At 66.4% G+C, this 19,177-nt stretch carries 19 protein-coding genes; 2 read left to right on the top strand and 17 right to left on the bottom strand.

The window, feature by feature from the left end:
• Positions 1-78: 78 nt before the first annotated feature.
• From gatA to A5636_RS12120, 8 genes are read right to left on the bottom strand one after another with little or no spacing between them, the layout of a single operon-like run.
• Entirely contained in the window at positions 79-1,563 is a 1,485-nt protein-coding gene (gene gatA, locus A5636_RS12085; protein WP_065158871.1) for an Asp-tRNA(Asn)/Glu-tRNA(Gln) amidotransferase subunit GatA, read from the bottom strand.
• Positions 1,560-1,859 carry an Asp-tRNA(Asn)/Glu-tRNA(Gln) amidotransferase subunit GatC gene (gene gatC / locus A5636_RS12090; protein ID WP_065158872.1) on the bottom strand — a complete coding sequence of 100 codons (300 nt, stop codon included), beginning with the start codon at positions 1,857-1,859 and terminating at the stop codon, positions 1,560-1,562. The genes gatA and gatC overlap by 4 nt, the downstream gene beginning before the upstream one ends.
• A 33-nt stretch (positions 1,860-1,892) precedes the next feature.
• The gene (locus tag A5636_RS26140) at positions 1,893-2,711 is read right to left on the bottom strand and encodes a tetratricopeptide repeat protein (RefSeq protein ID WP_155763774.1); all 819 of its coding nucleotides are present in this window, start codon (positions 2,709-2,711) and stop codon (positions 1,893-1,895) included.
• Positions 2,708-3,745, bottom strand: coding sequence for a VWA domain-containing protein (locus A5636_RS12100; RefSeq protein WP_065158873.1), 1,038 nt, complete (start codon positions 3,743-3,745; stop codon positions 2,708-2,710). The genes A5636_RS26140 and A5636_RS12100 overlap by 4 nt, the downstream gene beginning before the upstream one ends.
• Positions 3,742-4,830 (bottom strand): hypothetical protein, encoded by a 1,089-nt coding sequence (locus tag A5636_RS12105; protein WP_065158874.1) that lies wholly within the window; start codon positions 4,828-4,830, stop codon positions 3,742-3,744. The genes A5636_RS12100 and A5636_RS12105 overlap by 4 nt, the downstream gene beginning before the upstream one ends.
• The gene (locus A5636_RS12110) at positions 4,821-5,297 is read right to left on the bottom strand and encodes a hypothetical protein (protein WP_065158875.1); all 477 of its coding nucleotides are present in this window, start codon (positions 5,295-5,297) and stop codon (positions 4,821-4,823) included. Before A5636_RS12110 ends, A5636_RS12105 begins: the two co-directional genes overlap by 10 nt.
• Positions 5,287-6,159: a DUF58 domain-containing protein gene (locus A5636_RS12115; protein ID WP_065158876.1), complete on the bottom strand. Its 873-nt coding sequence runs from the start codon at positions 6,157-6,159 to the stop codon at positions 5,287-5,289. Before A5636_RS12115 ends, A5636_RS12110 begins: the two co-directional genes overlap by 11 nt.
• A gap of 9 nt (positions 6,160-6,168) precedes the next feature.
• Positions 6,169-7,176 carry an AAA family ATPase gene (locus tag A5636_RS12120; protein ID WP_155763781.1) on the bottom strand — a complete coding sequence of 336 codons (1,008 nt, stop codon included), beginning with the start codon at positions 7,174-7,176 and terminating at the stop codon, positions 6,169-6,171.
• 120 nt (positions 7,177-7,296) lie between these two features.
• Here A5636_RS12120 and A5636_RS12125 point away from each other — a divergent pair, with 120 nt between their 5' ends.
• Positions 7,297-7,956, top strand: coding sequence for an amino acid-binding protein (locus tag A5636_RS12125; protein ID WP_155763775.1), 660 nt, complete (start codon positions 7,297-7,299; stop codon positions 7,954-7,956).
• A 4-nt stretch (positions 7,957-7,960) separates the two neighbouring features.
• Here A5636_RS12125 and A5636_RS12130 read toward each other — a convergent pair whose 3' ends face one another.
• The 7 genes from A5636_RS12130 to A5636_RS12160 all read right to left on the bottom strand — a co-directional run bounded on the left by A5636_RS12130 (position 7,961) and on the right by A5636_RS12160 (position 16,040).
• Positions 7,961-10,852 (bottom strand): RND family transporter, encoded by a 2,892-nt coding sequence (locus tag A5636_RS12130; RefSeq protein ID WP_065158877.1) that lies wholly within the window; start codon positions 10,850-10,852, stop codon positions 7,961-7,963.
• Positions 10,849-11,253, bottom strand: a complete 405-nt coding sequence (locus A5636_RS12135) for an MmpS family transport accessory protein (RefSeq protein WP_065158878.1) — start codon at positions 11,251-11,253, stop codon at positions 10,849-10,851. Before A5636_RS12135 ends, A5636_RS12130 begins: the two co-directional genes overlap by 4 nt.
• 172 nt (positions 11,254-11,425) lie before the next feature.
• Positions 11,426-12,022, bottom strand: coding sequence for a TetR/AcrR family transcriptional regulator (locus tag A5636_RS12140; RefSeq protein WP_065158879.1), 597 nt, complete (start codon positions 12,020-12,022; stop codon positions 11,426-11,428).
• Positions 12,023-12,058: 36 nt separating this feature from the next.
• On the bottom strand, positions 12,059-14,119 hold the full coding sequence (ligA, locus tag A5636_RS12145) for an NAD-dependent DNA ligase LigA (protein ID WP_065158880.1): 2,061 nt from the start codon (positions 14,117-14,119) through the stop codon (positions 12,059-12,061).
• A gap of 41 nt (positions 14,120-14,160) precedes the next feature.
• Positions 14,161-14,484, bottom strand: coding sequence for an ArsR/SmtB family transcription factor (locus A5636_RS12150; RefSeq protein ID WP_065158881.1), 324 nt, complete (start codon positions 14,482-14,484; stop codon positions 14,161-14,163).
• The gene (locus A5636_RS12155; protein ID WP_065158882.1) at positions 14,481-14,951 is read right to left on the bottom strand and encodes an SRPBCC family protein; all 471 of its coding nucleotides are present in this window, start codon (positions 14,949-14,951) and stop codon (positions 14,481-14,483) included. Before A5636_RS12155 ends, A5636_RS12150 begins: the two co-directional genes overlap by 4 nt.
• 63 nt (positions 14,952-15,014) lie before the next feature.
• Positions 15,015-16,040, bottom strand: a complete 1,026-nt coding sequence (locus A5636_RS12160) for a methionine synthase (RefSeq protein ID WP_065158883.1) — start codon at positions 16,038-16,040, stop codon at positions 15,015-15,017.
• Positions 16,041-16,133: 93 nt separating this feature from the next.
• Here A5636_RS12160 and A5636_RS12165 point away from each other — a divergent pair, with 93 nt between their 5' ends.
• On the top strand, positions 16,134-16,763 hold the full coding sequence (locus A5636_RS12165) for a sensor domain-containing protein (RefSeq protein WP_065158960.1): 630 nt from the start codon (positions 16,134-16,136) through the stop codon (positions 16,761-16,763).
• Here A5636_RS12165 and mnmA read toward each other — a convergent pair.
• Together mnmA and A5636_RS12175 are read right to left on the bottom strand one after the other, a co-directional pair.
• Positions 16,760-17,836 (bottom strand): tRNA 2-thiouridine(34) synthase MnmA, encoded by a 1,077-nt coding sequence (gene mnmA / locus A5636_RS12170; RefSeq protein ID WP_155763776.1) that lies wholly within the window; start codon positions 17,834-17,836, stop codon positions 16,760-16,762. The two genes, A5636_RS12165 and mnmA, sit on opposite strands and share 4 nt — an antisense overlap.
• Complete coding sequence (locus A5636_RS12175; protein WP_065158885.1) at positions 17,833-19,014, bottom strand: cysteine desulfurase family protein; 1,182 nt, start codon at positions 19,012-19,014, stop codon at positions 17,833-17,835. The genes mnmA and A5636_RS12175 overlap by 4 nt, the downstream gene beginning before the upstream one ends.
• Positions 19,015-19,177: the final 163 nt, after the last annotated feature.

The following is a 19,177-nucleotide window of genomic DNA, read 5'->3' on the forward strand; positions in this document are numbered from 1 at the left end:
CTGGGGCGAGCAGACGCAGAATCGCATAGAAACCTCGGGTCTCATGCGATTCTGTGTCTGCTCGCGGAAGCGACCGCCTCAGACAGCGGTCGGCAGCGGTCCGCGGGCCGCCTCGTATGCCGCCCCCACCCGGTAGAGACGATCATCGGCCAGCGCCGGCGCCATGATCTGCAGGCCCACCGGCAGGCCGTCGTCCGGGGACAGGCCGGATGGGACCGACATGCCGCAGTGCCCGGCCAGATTGAGCGGCAGGGTGCACAGATCGAACAGGTACATCGCCAGCGGATCATCCGCCTTTTCACCGACCCGGAACGCGGTGGTCGGGGTTGCCGGGGAAACCAGCACGTCGACGGAGCGGTAAGCCTCGTCGAGGTCGCGGGCGATCAGCGTGCGCACTTTCTGCGCCTGGTTGTAATAGGCGTCGTAGTAACCGGCGGACAAGGCGTAGGTGCCGATCATGATGCGGCGCTTGACCTCAGGACCGAATCCGGCGGCCCGGGTCAGGGCCATCACCTCTTCGGCGCTGTGCGTCCCGTCGTCACCCACCCGCAGGCCGTAGCGCATCGCGTCGAATCGGGCCAGGTTGCTGGACACCTCGGACGGCAGGATCAGGTAGTAGGCGGGCAGCGCATAGTCGAAGTGCGGGCAGTCGACTTCGCTCACTTGCGCTCCCAACGCCTTGAGCTGCTCGACGGCAGCTTCGAAGGACGTCAGCACGCCCGGTTGGTAGCCCCCACCGCTGCGCAGCTGGCGCACCACGCCCACCCGCACGCCCGTGAGGTCACCGGCGGCACCGGCTCGGGCCGCGCTGACGACATCGGGCACCTCGGCGTCGATCGAGGTCGAGTCGCGCGGGTCGTGGCCGGCAATGACCTGGTGCAACAGCGCGGTGTCCAGGACGGTGCGCGCACACGGCCCACCCTGGTCCAGCGACGACGCACATGCCACCAGTCCGTAGCGGGACACGGTGCCATAGGTGGGTTTGACGCCGACGGTGGCGGTCAGCGCCGCCGGCTGCCGGATCGACCCACCGGTGTCGGAACCGACCGCCAGTGGTGCCTGAAATGCCGCCAACGCTGCGGCGCTGCCACCTCCGGAGCCGCCCGGAACGCGCTCGACGTCCCAGGGGTTGCGGGTGGGCCCGTAAGCGGAATTCTCGGTGGACGAGCCCATCGCGAACTCGTCCATGTTGGTCTTACCCAAGATCGGGATCCCGGCCGCGCGCAGCCGCGCGGTCAGCGTCGCGTCATACGGCGATCGCCAGCCTTCCAGGATCTTGGAACCGCAGGTGGTGGGCATGTCGGTGGTGGTGAAGACGTCCTTGAGCGCCAGGGGCACCCCGGCCAGCGGTGACGGGAGCTGCTCGCCCGCTGCCACCGCCTTGTCCACCACGGCTGCGGCCGCCAGCGCCTGGTCGGCGGCGACATGCAAGAACGCCCCGTATCGCTCATCGGTTGCCTCGATCTGGTCCAGGCAGGCCGTGGTCACCTCCACCGACGACAACTCGTTGGCCGCGATCTTGGCGGCCAGCGTCGCCGCATCGAGCCGGATGATGTCCGTCACTGGCTCTCCCCCAGGATCTGGGGCACAGCGAAGCGGCCGTCGACCGCCGAGGGCGCGGCGGCCAGCGCCTCCTGCTGCGTCAGGCACGGTTGTATTTCGTCGGGCCGGGAGACGTTGACGTCCTTGAGCGGGTTGTCAGTCGGTTCGACGCCGGTCACGTCGACGGCCTGGATCTGGCTGACGTGGCTCAGGATGGCGTCGAGTTGGCCGGCGAAGCTGTTCAGTTCGGTCTCGGTCAACGCCAGACGGGCCAGCCTGGCCAGGTGGGCCACCTCGTCGCGGGAGATTTGGGACACGAGCGAAAAGCCTAGTGGAGCGCGTTCTCTTGCTCATTCCTGGTTGTCGCCGTAGGAGTTGGAGTCGTCGAGCAGCTGGCGAAGCAGATCCAGCGGGTCGCCGGTGCCGAGGCGATGCCCGGGCGGAGCTGTCCCGCCGGTGACCGGGAGGCGGTCGGGCGAAATCGGAATCAACACCCCGGGTGCAGCTGGGTTTTGTCCCACGCCGCCGGTCGGCGGCAGCTGGGGTGCCGATGGCGGGGGGCCGGGTGGCGGCGCCCCGGGCGGCGGCGGCTCGTCCGGCGCTGGGGGTGCGGCGGGCCGGCGAAGTAAGTCGATTTTCCGGTGCAACCGCGGTACCGCGTCTTCCCGGACCACACGACGCTCTTTGTTCCTGTCGTCATTGCCGGCGAAGCAATTCGCCGGTGCCTGGGTGGCCGACTCGAGGGCGGCCTCGTAGAACCGCTGCGCCTCGTCCTTGTTTCCCCTGCGCGCCGCCAGATCACCGCGCGTCTCCCGGACCAGGAGGAGGTTGATGCGTACCGGGCACGATTTGGCCTGCGCTGTTCGGGACAGCGCCTCGGAAAAGGAATCGTCGGCGTCCTGCAAACGCCCTTCCAACACATGCAGGCCGCCTGCCGCGAACGAACTCTTGGCCGGCTCGATCACATCGACGATGCGCAACCATGCCACGTCGCGACGCAAGGCCTCAGTGTCATGATTGCTGAAATCGGTTGCCGCCCAGGAGCCGACGACGCTGACCACGATCATCTTGGCCGCCGCCAACAGCAGGACGAGGGCCACCGGCGCGGAGCAGACGAACAGGCGTCTGCGCAGCCGGGTGCGCGAGGGCGGGGCTTTGTGCTGCATCATCGACCGACATCCCGGGTGGACATGCGGTGTCGTCGATACTCCCGCAGCGTCAGAAATCCCTCGGCCAACAGCAGCGCCGCAGCGATCAGCGTGCACACCCAGTACAACTCCAAGCGTCCGATCAGGTGCGCCGACGCGTCGGCGTCACCGACTCCGGTTGCGGCAGGCGCGACACCGTTGGGCAGCGGCCCGCTGTCGCGGTGAACATAGGGCACGCCGAGTTGGCTGGCGATGCTTTGCAGCCGGACTTCGTCGATCGTCGAGTTCAGCGGGCCGGTTCCATCCGGATCTGTTTGATACCTCTTCGTGCCGTCGACCCAACCCTGTGGAATCGGTCCGCCCGCCGTGGTTCCGTAGCCCAGCACCGCACCGCCCGCGATCTTGTTGCGGCCCAGTTCGAAAGACGTCGCGGCGACCCGCGAGTCCGGAGCACCCACACCGAGATAGAAGACGAGACTCTGCGAGCCCGAAAACGTTCTTGCCGCCTGTTCGATTTTGGCGCGCAGCACATCTCGGGCGGCGACGGCGTTGGCCCGGTAAACGGCGTCGGGCGGCACCTGGGTGTACGGCGACAGCCCGTTGACCACGGAGTGCAGGCTTGCTGCGTCGTCAGACAATGGCCAATCCAGGGCGGCGTTGCCGGCAAAGGAAATCAGGGCGAACCGCGCCTGCGGATACGAATTGATCAGTGTGGCGAGGTCCGCACGCATACCTGACATTCGCGACTTGCCGTCGCCGAAATCCTCGACGCGGGTATTCACCGAACGGTCGACGACGAAGAACACGTTCACGTTCGAGGATGCAGCGGGATCGGATGATGGACCGGGCGGGCCGTTGTCGAATCCGGGGCGGCAAGCGGCTATCACCAGCAAAATGACGGCCAGCGTGGTCCCGCTCCAGCGGAGCAGGAGGTGCCCGATCCGCCCCGCTCCGGCCCGGAGCAACAATCGGTACAGGGCTACCACGCGGATCAGTACCAGGACCGCAGTGAGAATTACGATCCATATGGCGGGCAGCACCGGATAGGACGTCATCGCCGCAGCACCGCCAATGACAGGGACAGCAGCGCGGCCGCCAGCAGACTGCCGACCAGCACCGCCTCGGGCGAATCCGCGGAATGAACCGAAATGGTTTTGCCCCCGGGCAAATGCGCTGTGGGCCCGTTGTTCTCGATCTGGTCGAGGTAACCGCTGAGCGTATCGGCGGCATGATCAACACCTGCCGGGTCGTACTGGAAGAACCTGCCGCCGGACTCCTGCGCCGTGTTCTGCAACGCATCGGTGTCCTCTGTTGACGAGGTCGCGCTGTCTGCCCGTGCGATGACGTTGACCTGAACCCCCTGCTGTACGGCCAGCCGTGTCAGGGTGTCGTCGGTGAAAAGCGACCGCCGCTGGTCCGCGGGGTCACGAAAAGCGCTGAACCCGAAGTAGATCAACTGGCGCCGGTGTGTCCTTTCCGCGGGGTAAGACGGGAAACCCGTCATGCACAGGGCGAGCGTGTCCTGAACACTCGGGGCGTAGTCGACGTAGTCGACCGGACGAGAGAAGGCTTCAATACCTTTGGTCAAGTCACTGCGTTCATTGTCCGACAGGATTTTTCGGCTATTGAGGTCCCGCTGAATACTGGCCAGCCGTGACAAAGAGTCCAACCGGTCGGCCAGGTAACGGTGATCGCGAGTCACTGGGATGACGCGCAATGTCGTCGAGGTCAGCCCGATCCGGCGGGTGTCCTGAGGTTGCAGATGTTGCACGTAGTCGGCGTAGTGCCGCAGGAAATCCGCTGTGGCGAAGTCGGTGACCTGCGCACCAGCACACAGCATGATGTCCAGTGGATGTGCGGCGTCGAACGCCTGCTTCGACGAGGCCAGCCCGGTGGGCCGCGCGCCGGCGGTCAATGCGGTCAGGAACGTGGCCAGTAGAAAGACACCGGTCACTATCACCGAGAACAGATAGAACCGGTGGACGCGGCGATACTCCGGTAGCCGGGTGAGCCGGTCGACGTGGGCAAGCGGCCGCAGCGTCCGGCGCAATCGGGCCGTCGGCAACAGCACGGCGGCAATGACCGTGATCGCCAGGAACAACACCCCGACGTATAGGACCGGCCACCACTTCAATTCCACGAGACGATCAACTCCTCCGCCGCGCGCCCCAAGCCGACGACGTCGGCCTCTGCCTCGGGGTTGAAGCGGGCGTCGTTCAGTCCGCTGAGCAGCGGCGCCGCGGAGGCGAGGCGGCTGTCGGCGAGCTGCTCGACGTGCAGGTACTGCGCCCTGATGCCCGTCGCGACGTACAGGAAACTTCGCAGCGTGCGACTGATCCGGGTGCTGGCCTGAACCGGCGTCAGGGCGCCGTCCCGGTATTGGGAGTTGATCTTGCGAATGGCTCGCGCGAACCTGCGCCGGTTGACCCGCGCGTGAATGTCCTTGACCACCGGCATCCCCCGCAATCGTGACGGCGGCAATGTCCACACGAAAACAGCTGCATACCAACTCATTACGGCGAGGATCAGCACGATGCCGAGCACCGCCCACCAGCCGGAGAACGGTAGCGGACCCCCGATGAAGCGCAGCAGATCCTCAACCGGCATGGCGGTACACTTCGGTCAATTCCACGATCCGGGGCCGTATTTCGTCGCTGCCGGCGATCCTGGCGAAGCGCACTTTGTGCTCGGTGAGAAAGCCGTCGAGTTGCTCGGCCCGGCGTTGCTCGGCCGCCAGGTACGCGGCGATCCCCCGTGGCCCGAGCGCGGAGGCCCCGAGTACGAAACGTCCGGTGGCTACATCGAAACCGCCCATGCCGCCGTCGCCCGCACCGACGGCGGGCATGTCGACGACCATCAGCCACAGCAGTTCGTGCCGTCCACTGAGCCGTTTGAGCACCTCGCCCAGCGCGGGCGTCACGTCGGGCTCGTCGGACACCACGATGAGCAACAGGCGGTGGCGGTGGGCCCGGGAGACGAAGTCCAGCTGGCGAATGACATCGCTGGTGGCAGGATCGCGAAAGGTGTTGGTGTAGAAGCGATGCAGCAGGCTTTCCACATGCGTTTCGCCGCGCCCGCTGCGGATCATCGCCGAGCCGCGAGAATCACCGCAGACCATGCCGATCTCGTCGCTGCGGCCCATGGCGATAAGCCCGATCGCACCCATCACGTTGGTGGCCACCGCGCCCTTCACTTCGCCGCTGGCCGCCAGTGCCGACATGTTGCGGCCCGAATCAGCCACCAGCAGGATCTTGTGATGCTTTTCTGAGACAAAGCGTTTGATCAGAACCGAACCCGAACGGGCCGAGGCCTTCCAATCGATATCGCGCACATCGTCACCGGGCACATATGGCCGCAGGTCGTCGAGCTCGAGGCTTCTGGTGTGCAGCAGGGCGTAGCGGCCGCCTTCGAGCAGGCGTCGGGTGTCGGTCCCGAAATGCGACTTGGCCTGGTTCAGGTGTCGACCCATGAGCTACCGTCAGGGCACCCGAACCGATTGCAGCACAGCATCAATCACCATTTCCGCTGAGACGCCGGCTGTGGCTGCCTCGAATCCCAGGATCAGGCGATGCCGCAGGACGCGGTGCGCCAGTTTCCGAATGTCGTCGGGTATCACATGGTTTCGTCCGGCCAGCAACGCCAGTGCGCGGGCCGACTGGCAGAAGGCGATCGTGGCCCGCGGGCTGGCGCCGTACTCCACCACGCGGGCAAGCTCGGCGGGCAGGAATTCCTCGGCATTGCGGGTGACGTGTACCAGCTCACTGGTGTAACGGATCAGCGCCGTGTCCATGTGCACGTTGCCCACCACGCCCTGCAACCGAACGATTTCGTCCAGGCCCACCACCGGCTCCGCCGGGACATCCCGGTTATAGAGGCCGGCGTCGATGCGGGCGATCACCTCTACCTCGTCCTCCGGCGTGGGATAGCGAAGCACCTCTTTGAGCATGAACCGGTCGGTCTGTGCTTCCGACAGCGGATAGGTGCCCTCCTGATCCACCGGATTCTGTGTGGCGATCACCAGAAACGGCGCTGGGATCGGGTACACCTGACCCGCGATCGTGGTTTGGCGCTCCTCCATGGCTTCGAGCATCGCGCTCTGCGTCTTGGCGCTCGACCGGTTGATCTCGTCGAGCAGCACGATGTTGGCGTGCACGGGACCCAATTGGGTGGTGAAGGTATTCGTCGACGAGTCGAAGATCTGGGTGCCGATGATGTCGCTGGGCAGCAGATCGGGAGTGCACTGGATGCGCCGGAATCGGCCGGAGATCGCGTCAGCGATCACCCGCGCGGCCGTGGTTTTCGCCAGGCCCGGGACTCCTTCGAGCAGAATGTGCCCACCGGTGAGCATCCCGAGCAGGAGCGACTCGCGCAGATAGTCCTGTCCCACCACTTTGCGGGCAAAAGCCGCCGATATGGCTTCGACCACGCGATATGCGTCCGCTATGTCCTGCTGGCTCGGCTGGGTACGGGTACCGGTCACTCTCATGCCCGCCGAAATGTCGGCCACACGATCACTGCAAGCCTCCCCAGCTCGTCCTGCCACGCACGGCGTAGCGCTTACCCGGTGGAAGTGCACCTCACGCATGCCTGTGTAAAAGTGTTGCCCGTGCCTTCCTATCTGCTACGCGTCGAACTGGCCGACCGACCAGGCAGTCTGGGGTCACTGGCGGTCGCGCTCGGTTTGGCGGGGGCCGACATTTTGTCGCTCGACGTGGTGGAGCGCGGTTCCGGGCTCGCGATCGACGACCTGGTGATCGAGCTTCCGCCGGGCGTGATGCCCGACACTTTGATCACCGCCGCCGAATCCCTGCCCGACGTCCGGGTGGACAGCGTGCGTCCACATACAGGGTTGCTCGAAGCACACCGCGAACTGGAACTGCTCGACCACGTCGCGGCGGCCAAGGACAATCCGTCGCGGTTGCAGGTCCTGGCCGACCAAGCGCCGAAAATCCTGCGGGTGGGCTGGTGCACGGTAATTCGCGGCGACAACGCCGGGCAGGTGCAGCGGATTGCCGCCAGTGCCGGCGCGCCCGAAACGCGGGCCGTTTCGGCCCCCTGGCTGCCGATCGAGCGGGCGTCGAAGTTGGACGGTCACGCCGATTGGGTGCCGGCGGCCTGGCGCGACATGGACACCACCCTGGTCGCTGCACCGCTGGGCGATCCGAACACTGCCGTGGTGCTCGGCCGGCCCGGCCCGGAATTTCGGCCCTCGGAAGTTGCCAGGCTGGGCTACCTGGCCGGAATCGTCGCGACCCTGCTGCGCTGAAGTGTCAGCGCGCCTTAGTCGGCATCACCGGGTCGTCGTCTTCCCATAACAGCAGCTGGCGGACCGCCGGACGTGACCCGTAGGGGCGCAGCATCCGGCTGGCCGGACGCGGACGCACCAGTTGTGGCCACCAGAACCATCGCCCGAGTAGCGCCGCGATCGACGGTGTCATGAAAGACCGCACTATCAGGGTGTCGAACAGCAGCCCGAGGCCGATCGTGGTGCCGATCTGACCGAGCACTTGGAAACCGCTGAATAGAAACGCGCACATGGTGACCGCGAAGACCAGTCCCGCCGACGTGACCACCGAACCTGATCCGGCCATCGCGCGGATGATCCCCGTGTTCAGGCCGGCGCCTATCTCCTCGCGGAACCGGGATATCAACAGCAAGTTGTAATCCGAACCGACGGCCAGCAGCAGGATCACCGCCAATGCCAGCACCACCCAGTAGAGCTTGATGCCGAAGATGTACTGCCACACCAGAATCGAGAGGCCGAAGGAGGCCCCCAGCGAAAGCGCGACGGTCCCGACGATGACGATGGCGGCGACCAGGCTGCGGGTCAGCATCATCATGATCAGCAGGATCAGACTGAGCGCCGCGATCCCGGCTATCAGCAGGTCATAGGTGGCGCCGTCCTGGATGTCCTTGTAGGTGGCCGCGGTGCCGCCGAGATAGAATTTCGCCTCCGCCATCGGCGTGCCTTTCACCGCCTCGTGGGCGGCCTTGCGGATCGGCTCGATATGCGAAATGCCTTCCGGCGTGGCGGGATCACCCTCATGGGTGATGATCATGCGAGCGGCTTTTCCGTCGGGTGAGAGGAAGAGTTTCAACCCGCGTTTGAAGTCGGGGTTGCCGAATACCTCGGGCGGCAGATAGAAGGTGTCGTCGTTCTTGGCGACGTCGAACGCACGACCGAGTTCCGTCGAGTTCTCGATCGCCGCCGCCGTCTGCGCGTAGATGCCGGACAGGGTGGCGTAATTGGCCAGCGTCAAGTCGTGATTGGTCTGCTGGCTGGCGATCTGCTGCGGTATCAGGGCCACCAGTTTGGGCTGCAACGCGTCGAGCTTGTCCAGGGTGGCCGTCAGATCCTCGAACCTGGCGCTGAGCTGGTCGACGCCGTCGAGGGCGTCCAGCACCGACCTGATCGCAAAGCAGGCCGGGATGTCGTAGCAGTGCTTCTCCCAGTAAAAGTAGCTGCGGATCGGCCGGAAGAAGTCGTCGAAGTTCGCGATCTTGTCCCGCAGATCGTTGATCACCGCGATCGTGTCGCGGAAGCTCTGGGCCTCGCTGTGCGTGGTGGCCGCCAACTCCTGCTGCAGCGTGTACTGCTGGCGCAGGATGTCGATCGAGTTCGACAGTTCGCCGGCCTGACGCAGGATGTCATCCGCGCGATCCCGTTGATACCTGAGGTTTTCGGTCTGATTGGCACTCTGGGCGCTGATTTGGAACGCCAGCGAGGTGTGCGTGAGCGGGGTTCCCAACGGCCTGGTGATGGACTGCACCTGGGCGATGCCCGGAAGGTGGAACACCGCCTTGGCGATTCTGTCCAGGATCAGCATGCTGGCTGGGTTGCGCATGTCGTGGTCGGTTTCGACCATCAGCAGTTCGGGCTCCAGCCGAGCGCGGGAGAAGTGCCGTTCGGCCGCGGCATATCCGACGTTGGCCGGGGCGCTGGCCGGCATGTAGGGCCGGGTGTCATAACTCGTCTTGTACCCGGGCAAGGTGAGCAGGCCGATCAACGCCAGCGCGCACGCCACCGTAAGGACGGGACCGGGCCAGCGCACGACGGCCGTGCCGATCCGTCGCCAGCCACGGGTTCGGGTCTGGCGTTTGGGTTCGAAGATGCCGACCAGACCGCCCAACATCAGGACAGCCGGCGCCAGGGTCAGGGCGGCCACCAATGCGACGAGGATGCCCAGTGCCGCAGGGATACCCAGGCTTTGGAAATACGGGAGCCGGGTGAAGCTCAGGCAGAATACCGCGCCGGCGACCGTCAGGCCCGAACCCAGGACGATGTGGGCGGTCCCGCGAAACATGGTGTAGTACGCCGTTTCTCGATCTTCACCGGCATTGCGCGCCTCCTGATAGCGGCCGACGACGAAGATGGCGTAGTCCGTTCCGGCGGCGATGACCAGCAGGGTGAGCAGATTGGTCGCGTAGGTCGACAGCCCGATGATCCCGGCGTTGCCGAGGAAGGCGACGATGCCGCGCGCGGCGGCCATCTCGATGAGCACCGTGACCAGGACCAGCAGCATGGTCAGAAATGACCGGTAGACGAACAGCAACATCACCGCGATCACTCCGACGGTGATGGAGGTGACTTTCGCGGTACCTTTGCTGCCCACTTCGAACTGGTCGGCGATCAGGGGGGCCGCCCCGGTCACGTAGGCCTTGACGCCGGTCGGTGGCGAGGTGTGCTCGACGATGTTGCGCACCGCGACCACGGATTCGTTGGCCAGCGCGGACCCTTGGTTGCCGGCGAGGTTGAGCTGCACGTAGGCGGCTTTGCCGTCGCCACTCTGCGACCCCGCTGCGGTGAGGCTGTCGCCCCAGAAGTCCTGCACGTGCTCGACGTGTTTGCGGTCTCGCTCCAGCTTGCGGATCAACGTGTCGTAGTACTGGTGGGTGTCCGCACCCAACGGTTTGTCGCCTTCCAGAACGACCATGGCCGTGCTGTCGGTGTCGAATTCCTTGAACGCCTGTCCGATACGCTTGGTCGCCTGCAAGGACGGCGCGTCAGGCGAGATCAGCGCCACATTGTGGGTCTCGCCCACCTTCTCCAGTTGCGGCACCAGGGCGTTGCTGACTCCCGCGAGGATCACCCAGAACAGCAGGATCGGCACCGACAATCGCCGGATGGCGTGCGGGATGCGAGCGGGCTTCTCCTCGGTCATCCGGACTTGTCCAGGCAGAAGGTGTAGGCGTACGCGGTGTTGACGGTGCGTTCGTCCTTGACGTCACCGTTGACTGTGATGCGGCAGCCGATGGTGTTGCCGTTGCCCTGCGCCACAACGTTTCCCAGCACAGCGGGTTCGGTGGTGGTGATGGTGAACGACCACGGCAGCGGTGCGTTGAGGACTTGCTGTGGCTGCGCGTTGACGTCGAGGTAGTTGATGGTGGCGACCGCACCCGGGGCACCGAAGACTTCCAAAACCACGTGTTTGGGATTGAACGGGACGATCTCGTTGGAGATGCCGTTACCCGCAGACGCCTTGTGCTGGGCTCCGAAGATCCCGTGCAGGCGATAAATGGCGAAGGCCGCGATCGCGACGACCACCACCGCGACCAAGACCATCCACCCCCGTTTGACCAGGGGCGTGACCGAAAATCCTTTCACCCGTTGGCCTTTCACAGTCAGGCAGAGCGGTACGCCCAGCTCGTGCCCGGCGCGCTGGCTAGAACAGTACGGTACTGAACCGTACTGTACAAGAGACGTCAACGTGCACTTCAAAGGCCGGCGGTGACTGCTACCGGGTGGTTCGACCCAGGCCCGGCAGGATCAAGTCGTCTACCAGTGCGCGCACCGTGTTCATGGTCGGCGGCCGGCCGGGAACGATGCAGCGGAAAATCAGGTAATTGGGCAGCACATCCCAAAGTTCTTCGCTGACAGCCGCTTCAGAGATCTCCCCCCGCTCGACAGCTTGCTGCAGCACGTGCTCGAACAACCACTTGCGCTGGTCCAGGAACTGATGGCGCATGGCCTCGTTGAGGGCGGGATGGCGCGACACCTCGACCAGCACAGCTCGGATTGTGCTGGCCAGCTGTTGACCCTGCTCGCAGATGGCCTCCCCCAGTTGCAGCAGGTCGCCGCGCAGCGTGCCGGTGTTGGGCGGGACCGCGACCTGCCGAACGCCTTCGATGAACGCCGCCAGCACGAGTTCTGCTTTGGACGGCCACCGCCGGTACACGGTGGCCTTGCTCGCGCGCGCAGTGTTGGCGACGGCATCCACCGTCAACCCGTCGTAGCCGTGTTGCTGCAACAACTGCAGCGTCACCGCCAGCAACTCCGCCTCCCGTGGCGACCACGACGATGCTTGCGCGGGCGGGTCGGCTGTCTGGGTCATACGGCCACCATAAGCCCCGCCTGTTGACTGGCGTCCCTAGTCGGTCGCGGCGCCGCCCGGGCCCTCCTCCAGCAGCTTTTGGAATCCCGCCTCGTCGAGCACGGGCACGCCCAGTTCGACGGCCTTGTCGTATTTGGATCCCGGCGAGTCCCCGGCGACGACGTAAGAGGTCTTCTTCGACACGGACCCGGCCGCCTTACCCCCGCGGGCAACGATGGCTTCCTTCGCATCGTCGCGGGAGTAACCGGTCAGCGAGCCGGTGACGACGATGGTCAGTCCGGTCAGGTTGCGCGGCACGCTGTCGTCGCGCTCGTCGGCCAACCGCACCCCCGCCGCCCGCCACTTGTCCACGATGTCTCGATGCCAGTCCACGCTGAACCACTCGGTGACCGCGTCCGCGATCGTCGCCCCCACTCCCTCCACGGCGGCCAACTGATCGGTCGAGGCTGCGACGATGTCGTCGAGACTGCCGAATTCGGTGGCCAGGGCGCGGGCGGCGGTCGGCCCGACGTGTCGGATAGACAGCGCAACCAGCACCCGCCACAGCGGCGCGCCCTTGGCGTTGCCGAGGTTGGCCAGGAGCCGTCTGCCGTTCGCCGACAATCCGCCGGCTTTGGTGCGGAACAACTCGGTGCGCAGCAGGTCCTCTTCGGTGAGATCGAACAGGTCGCCTTCGTCGGCGATCACCCCCGCTTGCAGCAGTGCCACGCCCGCTTCGTAACCGAGACCCTCGATGTCCAGAGCGTTGCGGCTGGCGACGTGAAAGACCCGCTCCCGCAGTTGCGCCGGACAACCCCGGGTGTTCGGACAGCGGATGTCGGCGTCGGCTTCCTTCGTCGGCGCCAATTGGGTGCCACACTCGGGACACGTTGTGGGCATGACGAATTCGCGTTCGGAGCCGTCGCGCAGGTCCACCACGGGACCGAGCACTTCCGGAATCACGTCGCCCGCTTTGCGGATGACCACGGTGTCGCCGATCAGCACGCCCTTGCGTTTGACCTCTGAGGCGTTGTGCAGCGTGGCCTGCGACACCGTCGAGCCCGCAACCTTCACCGGCGTCATCCAGGCGAACGGAGTCACCCGGCCGGTGCGGCCCACGTTGACTCGGATGTCGAGCAGTTTGGTCTGCGCTTCCTCGGGTGGGTACTTGTAGGCGATGGCCCAGCGCGGAGCGCGCGAAGTGGAACCCAGCCGGCGTTGCAACGCCACCTCGTCGACCTTGACCACCACGCCGTCGATCTCGTGGGCCACGTCGTGGCGGTGCTCCCCCCAGTAGGTGATCCGCTCCTGTACGCCGGCAAGGTCGTCGACCAGGGTGGTGTGCTGGGATACCGGCAAACCCCAAGCCTTCAGCGCGAGATACGCGCCGTGCTGGGTGGCCGGACGGAACCCTTCGGTGTGGCCCAGGCCGTGACAGATCATCCGCAGTTTGCGTCGCGCAGTCACGGCCGGGTCCTTTTGGCGAAGGGAACCCGCCGCGCTGTTGCGTGGGTTGGCGAAGGGCGCCTTACCCTGCTCGACCAGGCTGGCGTTCAACGCCTGGAAGTCGGCAACTTGGAAGAACACTTCGCCGCGCACCTCGAGCACTTCCGGCACCGGGTACTCGTCGCTGGCGGTGAGTCGTGGCGGCACGTCGTCGATGGTGCGGGCGTTCAGGGTGACGTCCTCGCCGGTGCGCCCGTCGCCGCGGGTGGCGGCCCGGGCCAGACGCCCCTTCCGGTAGACGAGCGACAAGGCGACGCCGTCGATCTTGAGTTCGCACAGGTAGTGCGCCCTGTCGCCCACCTCGGCATGGATGCGTGCGGCCCAGGAACCCAGCTCCTCGGCGCTGAACGCATTGTCCAGGCTGAGCATGCGTTCGAGGTGCTCGGCCGCCTCGAAGTCGGTCGCAAAGCCGGCACCGCCGACCAGTTGGGTGGGCGAATCGGGAGTGCGCAGTTCGGGATACTCCGCCTCCAGCGCTTCCAGCCTGCGCAGTAGCTTGTCGAACTCCGCGTCGGTGATGATCGGTGCGTCCCGCACGTAGTAGCGGAACTGGTGTTCGCGCACCTCCTCGGCCAGCTCTTGCCACTCGCGCAACACGTCAGGCGAACTCACCCTCGCAGGCTATCGAAGAGCTCAGACACCCACCGTGCCGCTCACTCCTCCACGAATGCCCGCAACCGGTCCACCGCCAGATCCCAGCGCCGCGATAGCTGCGCCAGGTAATCGCTGGCTCGGGCCAGCGGTTCGGTCTGCACGGTCCACACCCGTTCACGCCCGCGGCGGGAGCTGGTGACCAGCCCGGCGGATTCAAGTAGCAGGAGGTGCTTGCTGGCCGCTTGCCGGGTCACCGGAATCGCCTGCGTCAGCTGCGTTGTCGAGCTGGGACCGCTGTCGCACAGCCGCACGATGATGCGCAGCCGATTGGCATCGCCGAGGGCGTCGAACAGCGGCGCATCCACGGGGCTACGGGCCGTCACGCGTGGAGATACCGGCGGACCAGGTCGGTCTGGATGGACCAGCCTTCGGAGTTGCTCTCGTATGCCGTGCCGCGCCGCGCCTGCGGGATCGCGTCGAAGCCGGACTCGACGATCGTGAGCAGCACCCCTTCGGGCACCTCCGAGAGCGAGAATTCGACCAGCGTGGTCGCCCCGGCGTCGACTTCGTCCGGAAACGGATGCCACCGGTAGGCGAATCGCCGCTGCGGTTGCACGGCGACGATGTGCCAGGTGCTCTTGGTCCCCGCATGCGGTTCCTGCCGCCGGGCGACGTCGTCGTCGACGGTGGTCGGGGTGATGACAGCGGTGACCCGCTCACCCTCGACGAACGGCCCGTCGAAGCGGACCCCGAACCAGAGCCCGAACTGCTCGGCGTCGCTGACGGCCCGCCACACTCGCTCTAGCGGAGCCCGCAGCAGAACTTGCTTCTCGATACGATCGCTATCCATACGCAACCTCCTGGTTGCGCATCAGTCCATCATCAAAACCCTCGAAACGCAACCTAATGGTTGCTAAATGGCGTCGGGGTCGTCGGAGAATGCTTCCGCGGCCTTTCGGGCCAGCCCGATCGCGGCGCGCGCCCACTGCGGCGTGGCACCCGCCAGGCCGCAGGCCGGTGTGACGCCCACGCGATCACGCAGAACAGCGCGCCCGAAGCCGAGCCGATCGGTCACGGCGACCACGGCGGCAGCCACTTCCTCTACCGAGGGTCGCCGCTCGGGGGCGACGGCCGGAACGACTCCCAGCATGACGGTGCGCCCCGATTCGACGAACGCTGCGATGCCGTCGAGGTCGGCCGCCCGCAGCGTGCCGACATCCACCGATACGGCGCTGATTCCGGTGCGCTGCAACATCTCCCACGGCACGTCGACGCCACAGCTGTGTAGCAGCAGCTCCGCGCCGACGGTGTCGACGCAGGTTTGCAGCAGTGCCTCGGCCACCGCCTCGTCGAGGGCGGGCACCGGACTCAGCGCGGTGACGCCGCTCAATCGGCCGCCCAGCGCCGCCGGCAGCGTGGGCTCGTCGAGTTGCACCGCCACGGGGGTATCCAGGCGGCGCGCCAGGGATGCCCGGTGCGCGGCAACACCTTCGGCGAGCGAGGCGCCCAGGTCGCGCAGCGCGCCCGGATCGGTGATGGCCCGGTGCCCATTGCGCAACTCCAGTGCCGCGGCCAAGGTGACGGGGCCCGCTACCTGCACCTTGACCGGCCGGCCGCCACCGCGCAGTCCGGCGGTCTCCCATGCCTCTTCCAGGGCGTCCATGTCTTCGTCGAGCAGGCTGACGGCCCGGCGCAGCACCGCTCCCGGCCCCGGCGCAATGCGATAGCCGCGCGGCACGGTGTCGATGGCGACGTCGATCAGCAGTGCGCCGGCCCGCCCGATCAGATCTGCGCCGACCCCTCTGGCGGGCAGCTCGACCAGATGCGCCAGCGCGCCCGCCAATTCACCGACGACCACCTCAGCGGCGTCCCGCGCCGCGGTGCCCGGCCAGGACCCGATACCGCTGGCCGTTGCGAAAGACGGCGCCAAATCACTCATCTGACAACCGTATTCGACATCACATCGCACAGCGAACCTCAGGGGTGTTTCGTGACCGGCCGCACGGGTAGGTTCAACGCAGAAGGGTGGCAGATGGCGAGAGTGACGCATTTGCTGCTGGGATGCGTGATGCTGCTGACAGTGGCGTGTACCCGGCTGGTGGGCGGTGAAGCGGTGCCGCCCCTGAACGCAGTGCCGATCGGTGTGCTCGACGCCGGTGCTGTGCTGTTGGATCAGTCCCGGATGCGTGCCATCACCGGCGCGGGTGATCACCTGACGATAATCCCGTCGATGGACGGCAGCTACCCAGTCGACATCGAAAGCCTTGCGACGACGGCGCCACGGGAATGTCGATTCGTTTTCGCGGAGACCGCCACTTTCGGCCCCGAAGTCAAGGTGTTCCACAAGACGACATTTCAGGACCCTCCCCAGGGTCGGCTGATTTCCGAGGGCGCTGCCAGCTACCTGGACGCCGACACCGCCCGGCGGGCCTTCGACGGGCTGGTGAGCACCGTCAAGAATTGCGCGGGCAGTTCGATGGGTTGGCTGTTCATCAGCACCTGGCAGGCCGACGCAGATTCGCTGCAGATGCGGCCGGGGTCGTGCGGACGGGATTACCGCGTCCTCTCGGCCGCTCTGCTGGAGGTCACCTTCTGCGGTTTCCCGGACTCAGTGTCCGAGATCGTGATGACGAACATGGCCGCCAACGTCCCGGGCGGCTAACGCCCCGTACCGGCGATGGTGGCGCTGCACAGCACTTCGTCACCCTCGGGGTCGGGACGGTAGAGCACCAGGGTCTGACCCCGTGCTACCCCCCGCAGCGGGGTGCGTAGTTGCACGCGGAGTTCGTCGCCGACGAATTCGGCTACGGCACTGGTGGTTTCGCCATGCGCCCGGACCTGGACGTCGCATTCGAACGGCCCGGCTATCGGACTGCCGTCGGTGAAGATCGGCTGCCGGCCGGTCAGCGCGTGAACGTCGAGATCGGCGACGCCGCCGACGCGGACCGTTGCGGTATCGGCGTCGATCTCCGTCACGTAGCGCGGGCGGCCATCCGGACCAGGCCCGGCAATGCCCAGACCCTTGCGCTGCCCGATGGTGAAGCCGTGCACACCGTCATGCTCGGCCAGCACCGCGCCGTCGGTGTCCACCACACTCCCCCGCCGCACACCGATGCGTGCACCGAGGAATGCCTGCGTGTTGCCGGACGGGATGAAACAGATGTCATGACTGTCCGGCTTGTCGGCAACCGCCAGACCGCGCCGCGCCGCCTCGGCGCGGATCTGCGGCTTGGGGGTGTCGCCGATCGGAAACGCGGCGTGGCGCAACTGGTTTGCGCTCAGGACGGCCAACACGTAGGACTGGTCCTTGTCCCGGTCGACGGCGCGACGTAACCGACCATCGGACAGCCGCGCATAGTGCCCGGTGCCGACGGCGTCGAAGCCCAGCGCCAGCGCCCGGGCCGACAGCGCCGAGAACTTGATCTGCTGGTTGCAGCGGATGCAGGGATTGGGTGTTTCGCCGCGCGCATAGGACGACACGAAGTCGTCGATCACGTCTGTCTTGAACTTCTCCGCGAAATCCCATACGTAGAACGGGATCCGGAGTACATCGGCAACGCGGCGGGCATCGGAGGCGTCCTCTTTGGAGCAGCAACCACGCGAGCCGGTGCGCAGCGTGCCTGGCGCGGTCGACAATGCCAAGTGCACACCGACCACGTCGTGCCCGGCGTCGACCATACGGGCAGCGGCAACTGCGGAGTCGACACCACCGCTCATCGCGGCGAGAACTTTCACTGAACCATCCCCGCGGCGGCAAGCGCGGCGCGGCGGGCCCTGGCCACCGCCGCCGGCAACACCCGCAACGCCGCATCGACGTCGGCCGCGACGCTGCTGTGTCCCAGCGACAACCGCAACGACCCGCGGGCGTCGGCCGGGTCCACACCCATCGCCGTAAGTACATGTGACGGCCGCGCGACACCAGCGGTGCAGGCCGAGCCGGTGGAGCACTCGATTTCGTTGGCGTCCAACAGCATCAGCAGTGCATCGCCTTCGCAGCCGCGAAAAGTGAAGTGCGCGTTGCCCGGCAGCCGTAGCGGATCCGCGGCTCCGTTGAGCCGCACGTCGTCAATCTCGGCCAGCACACCTTCGACCAGGCGGTCCCGCAGCACCCGCAACCGCGCGCTGTTCACCTCCAGCCCGTCCACCGCGATTCGGGCTGCCGTGGCCATGCCGACGGCACCCGCCACATCCGGTGTGCCCGAACGCACATCGCGCTCCTGACCGCCGCCGTGCAACAGCGGCACACAGGAGACATCACGCCGCAACAGCAACGCACCCACGCCCGGTGGGCCACCGAACTTGTGCGCTGCCACGCTCATTGCCGACAAGCCGCTGGTCCCGAAGTCAACCGGTAACTGTCCGACTGCCTGCACGGCGTCGCTGTGCATCGGAACACCGAACTCGGCAGCAACGCCGGCCAGTTCGGCGGCCGGCATGATCGTTCCGACTTCGTTGTTGGCCCACATCACCGATACCAATGCCACGTCGTCGTGCTCTTCGAGCGCCTCACGCAACGCGGCCGCCGACACCGAGCCGTCGGCCATGGTGGGCAGCCAGCTCACTTCGGCGCCTTCGTGCTCGACCAGCCAATGCACCGTGTCGAGCACCGCATGGTGTTCCACCTCGGTGGTCACGATGCGCCGTCGGCTCGGGTCGGCGTCGCGGCGCGCCCAAAAGATTCCCTTGACGGCCAGGTTGTCACTCTCGGTGCCGCCCGCGGTGAAAATCACCTCGGAGGGTCGCGCGCCCAGCTTGTCCCCGATCAGTTCGCGCGACTCCTCGATGCGCCGCCGCGCCGCACGCCCGGCGGTGTGCAGCGAGGAGGCGTTGCCGACCGTGCCCAGCACAGCCGTCATCGCCTCGATGGCAGCAGGGTGCATCGGGGTGGTGGCGGCGTGATCGAGGTAGACCATGACTGCGTTTACGATACCGGCCCCGCCCGGCGACCCAGAATTTCAGCGGGGACCGACCGACCTGGTCAGACCGCTATCGAGGTCCCCCGGCGCGGCCGGGCTGAGTCCTCGCTGCGCACCGGACCAAGATTGTGCCGCCCACCTGGGGTTTCGTCGCAAGCTG

Origin of the sequence: Mycobacterium asiaticum, from assembly GCF_001673315.1 — a bacterium.
Classification (GTDB): domain Bacteria; phylum Actinomycetota; class Actinomycetes; order Mycobacteriales; family Mycobacteriaceae; genus Mycobacterium; species Mycobacterium asiaticum_B.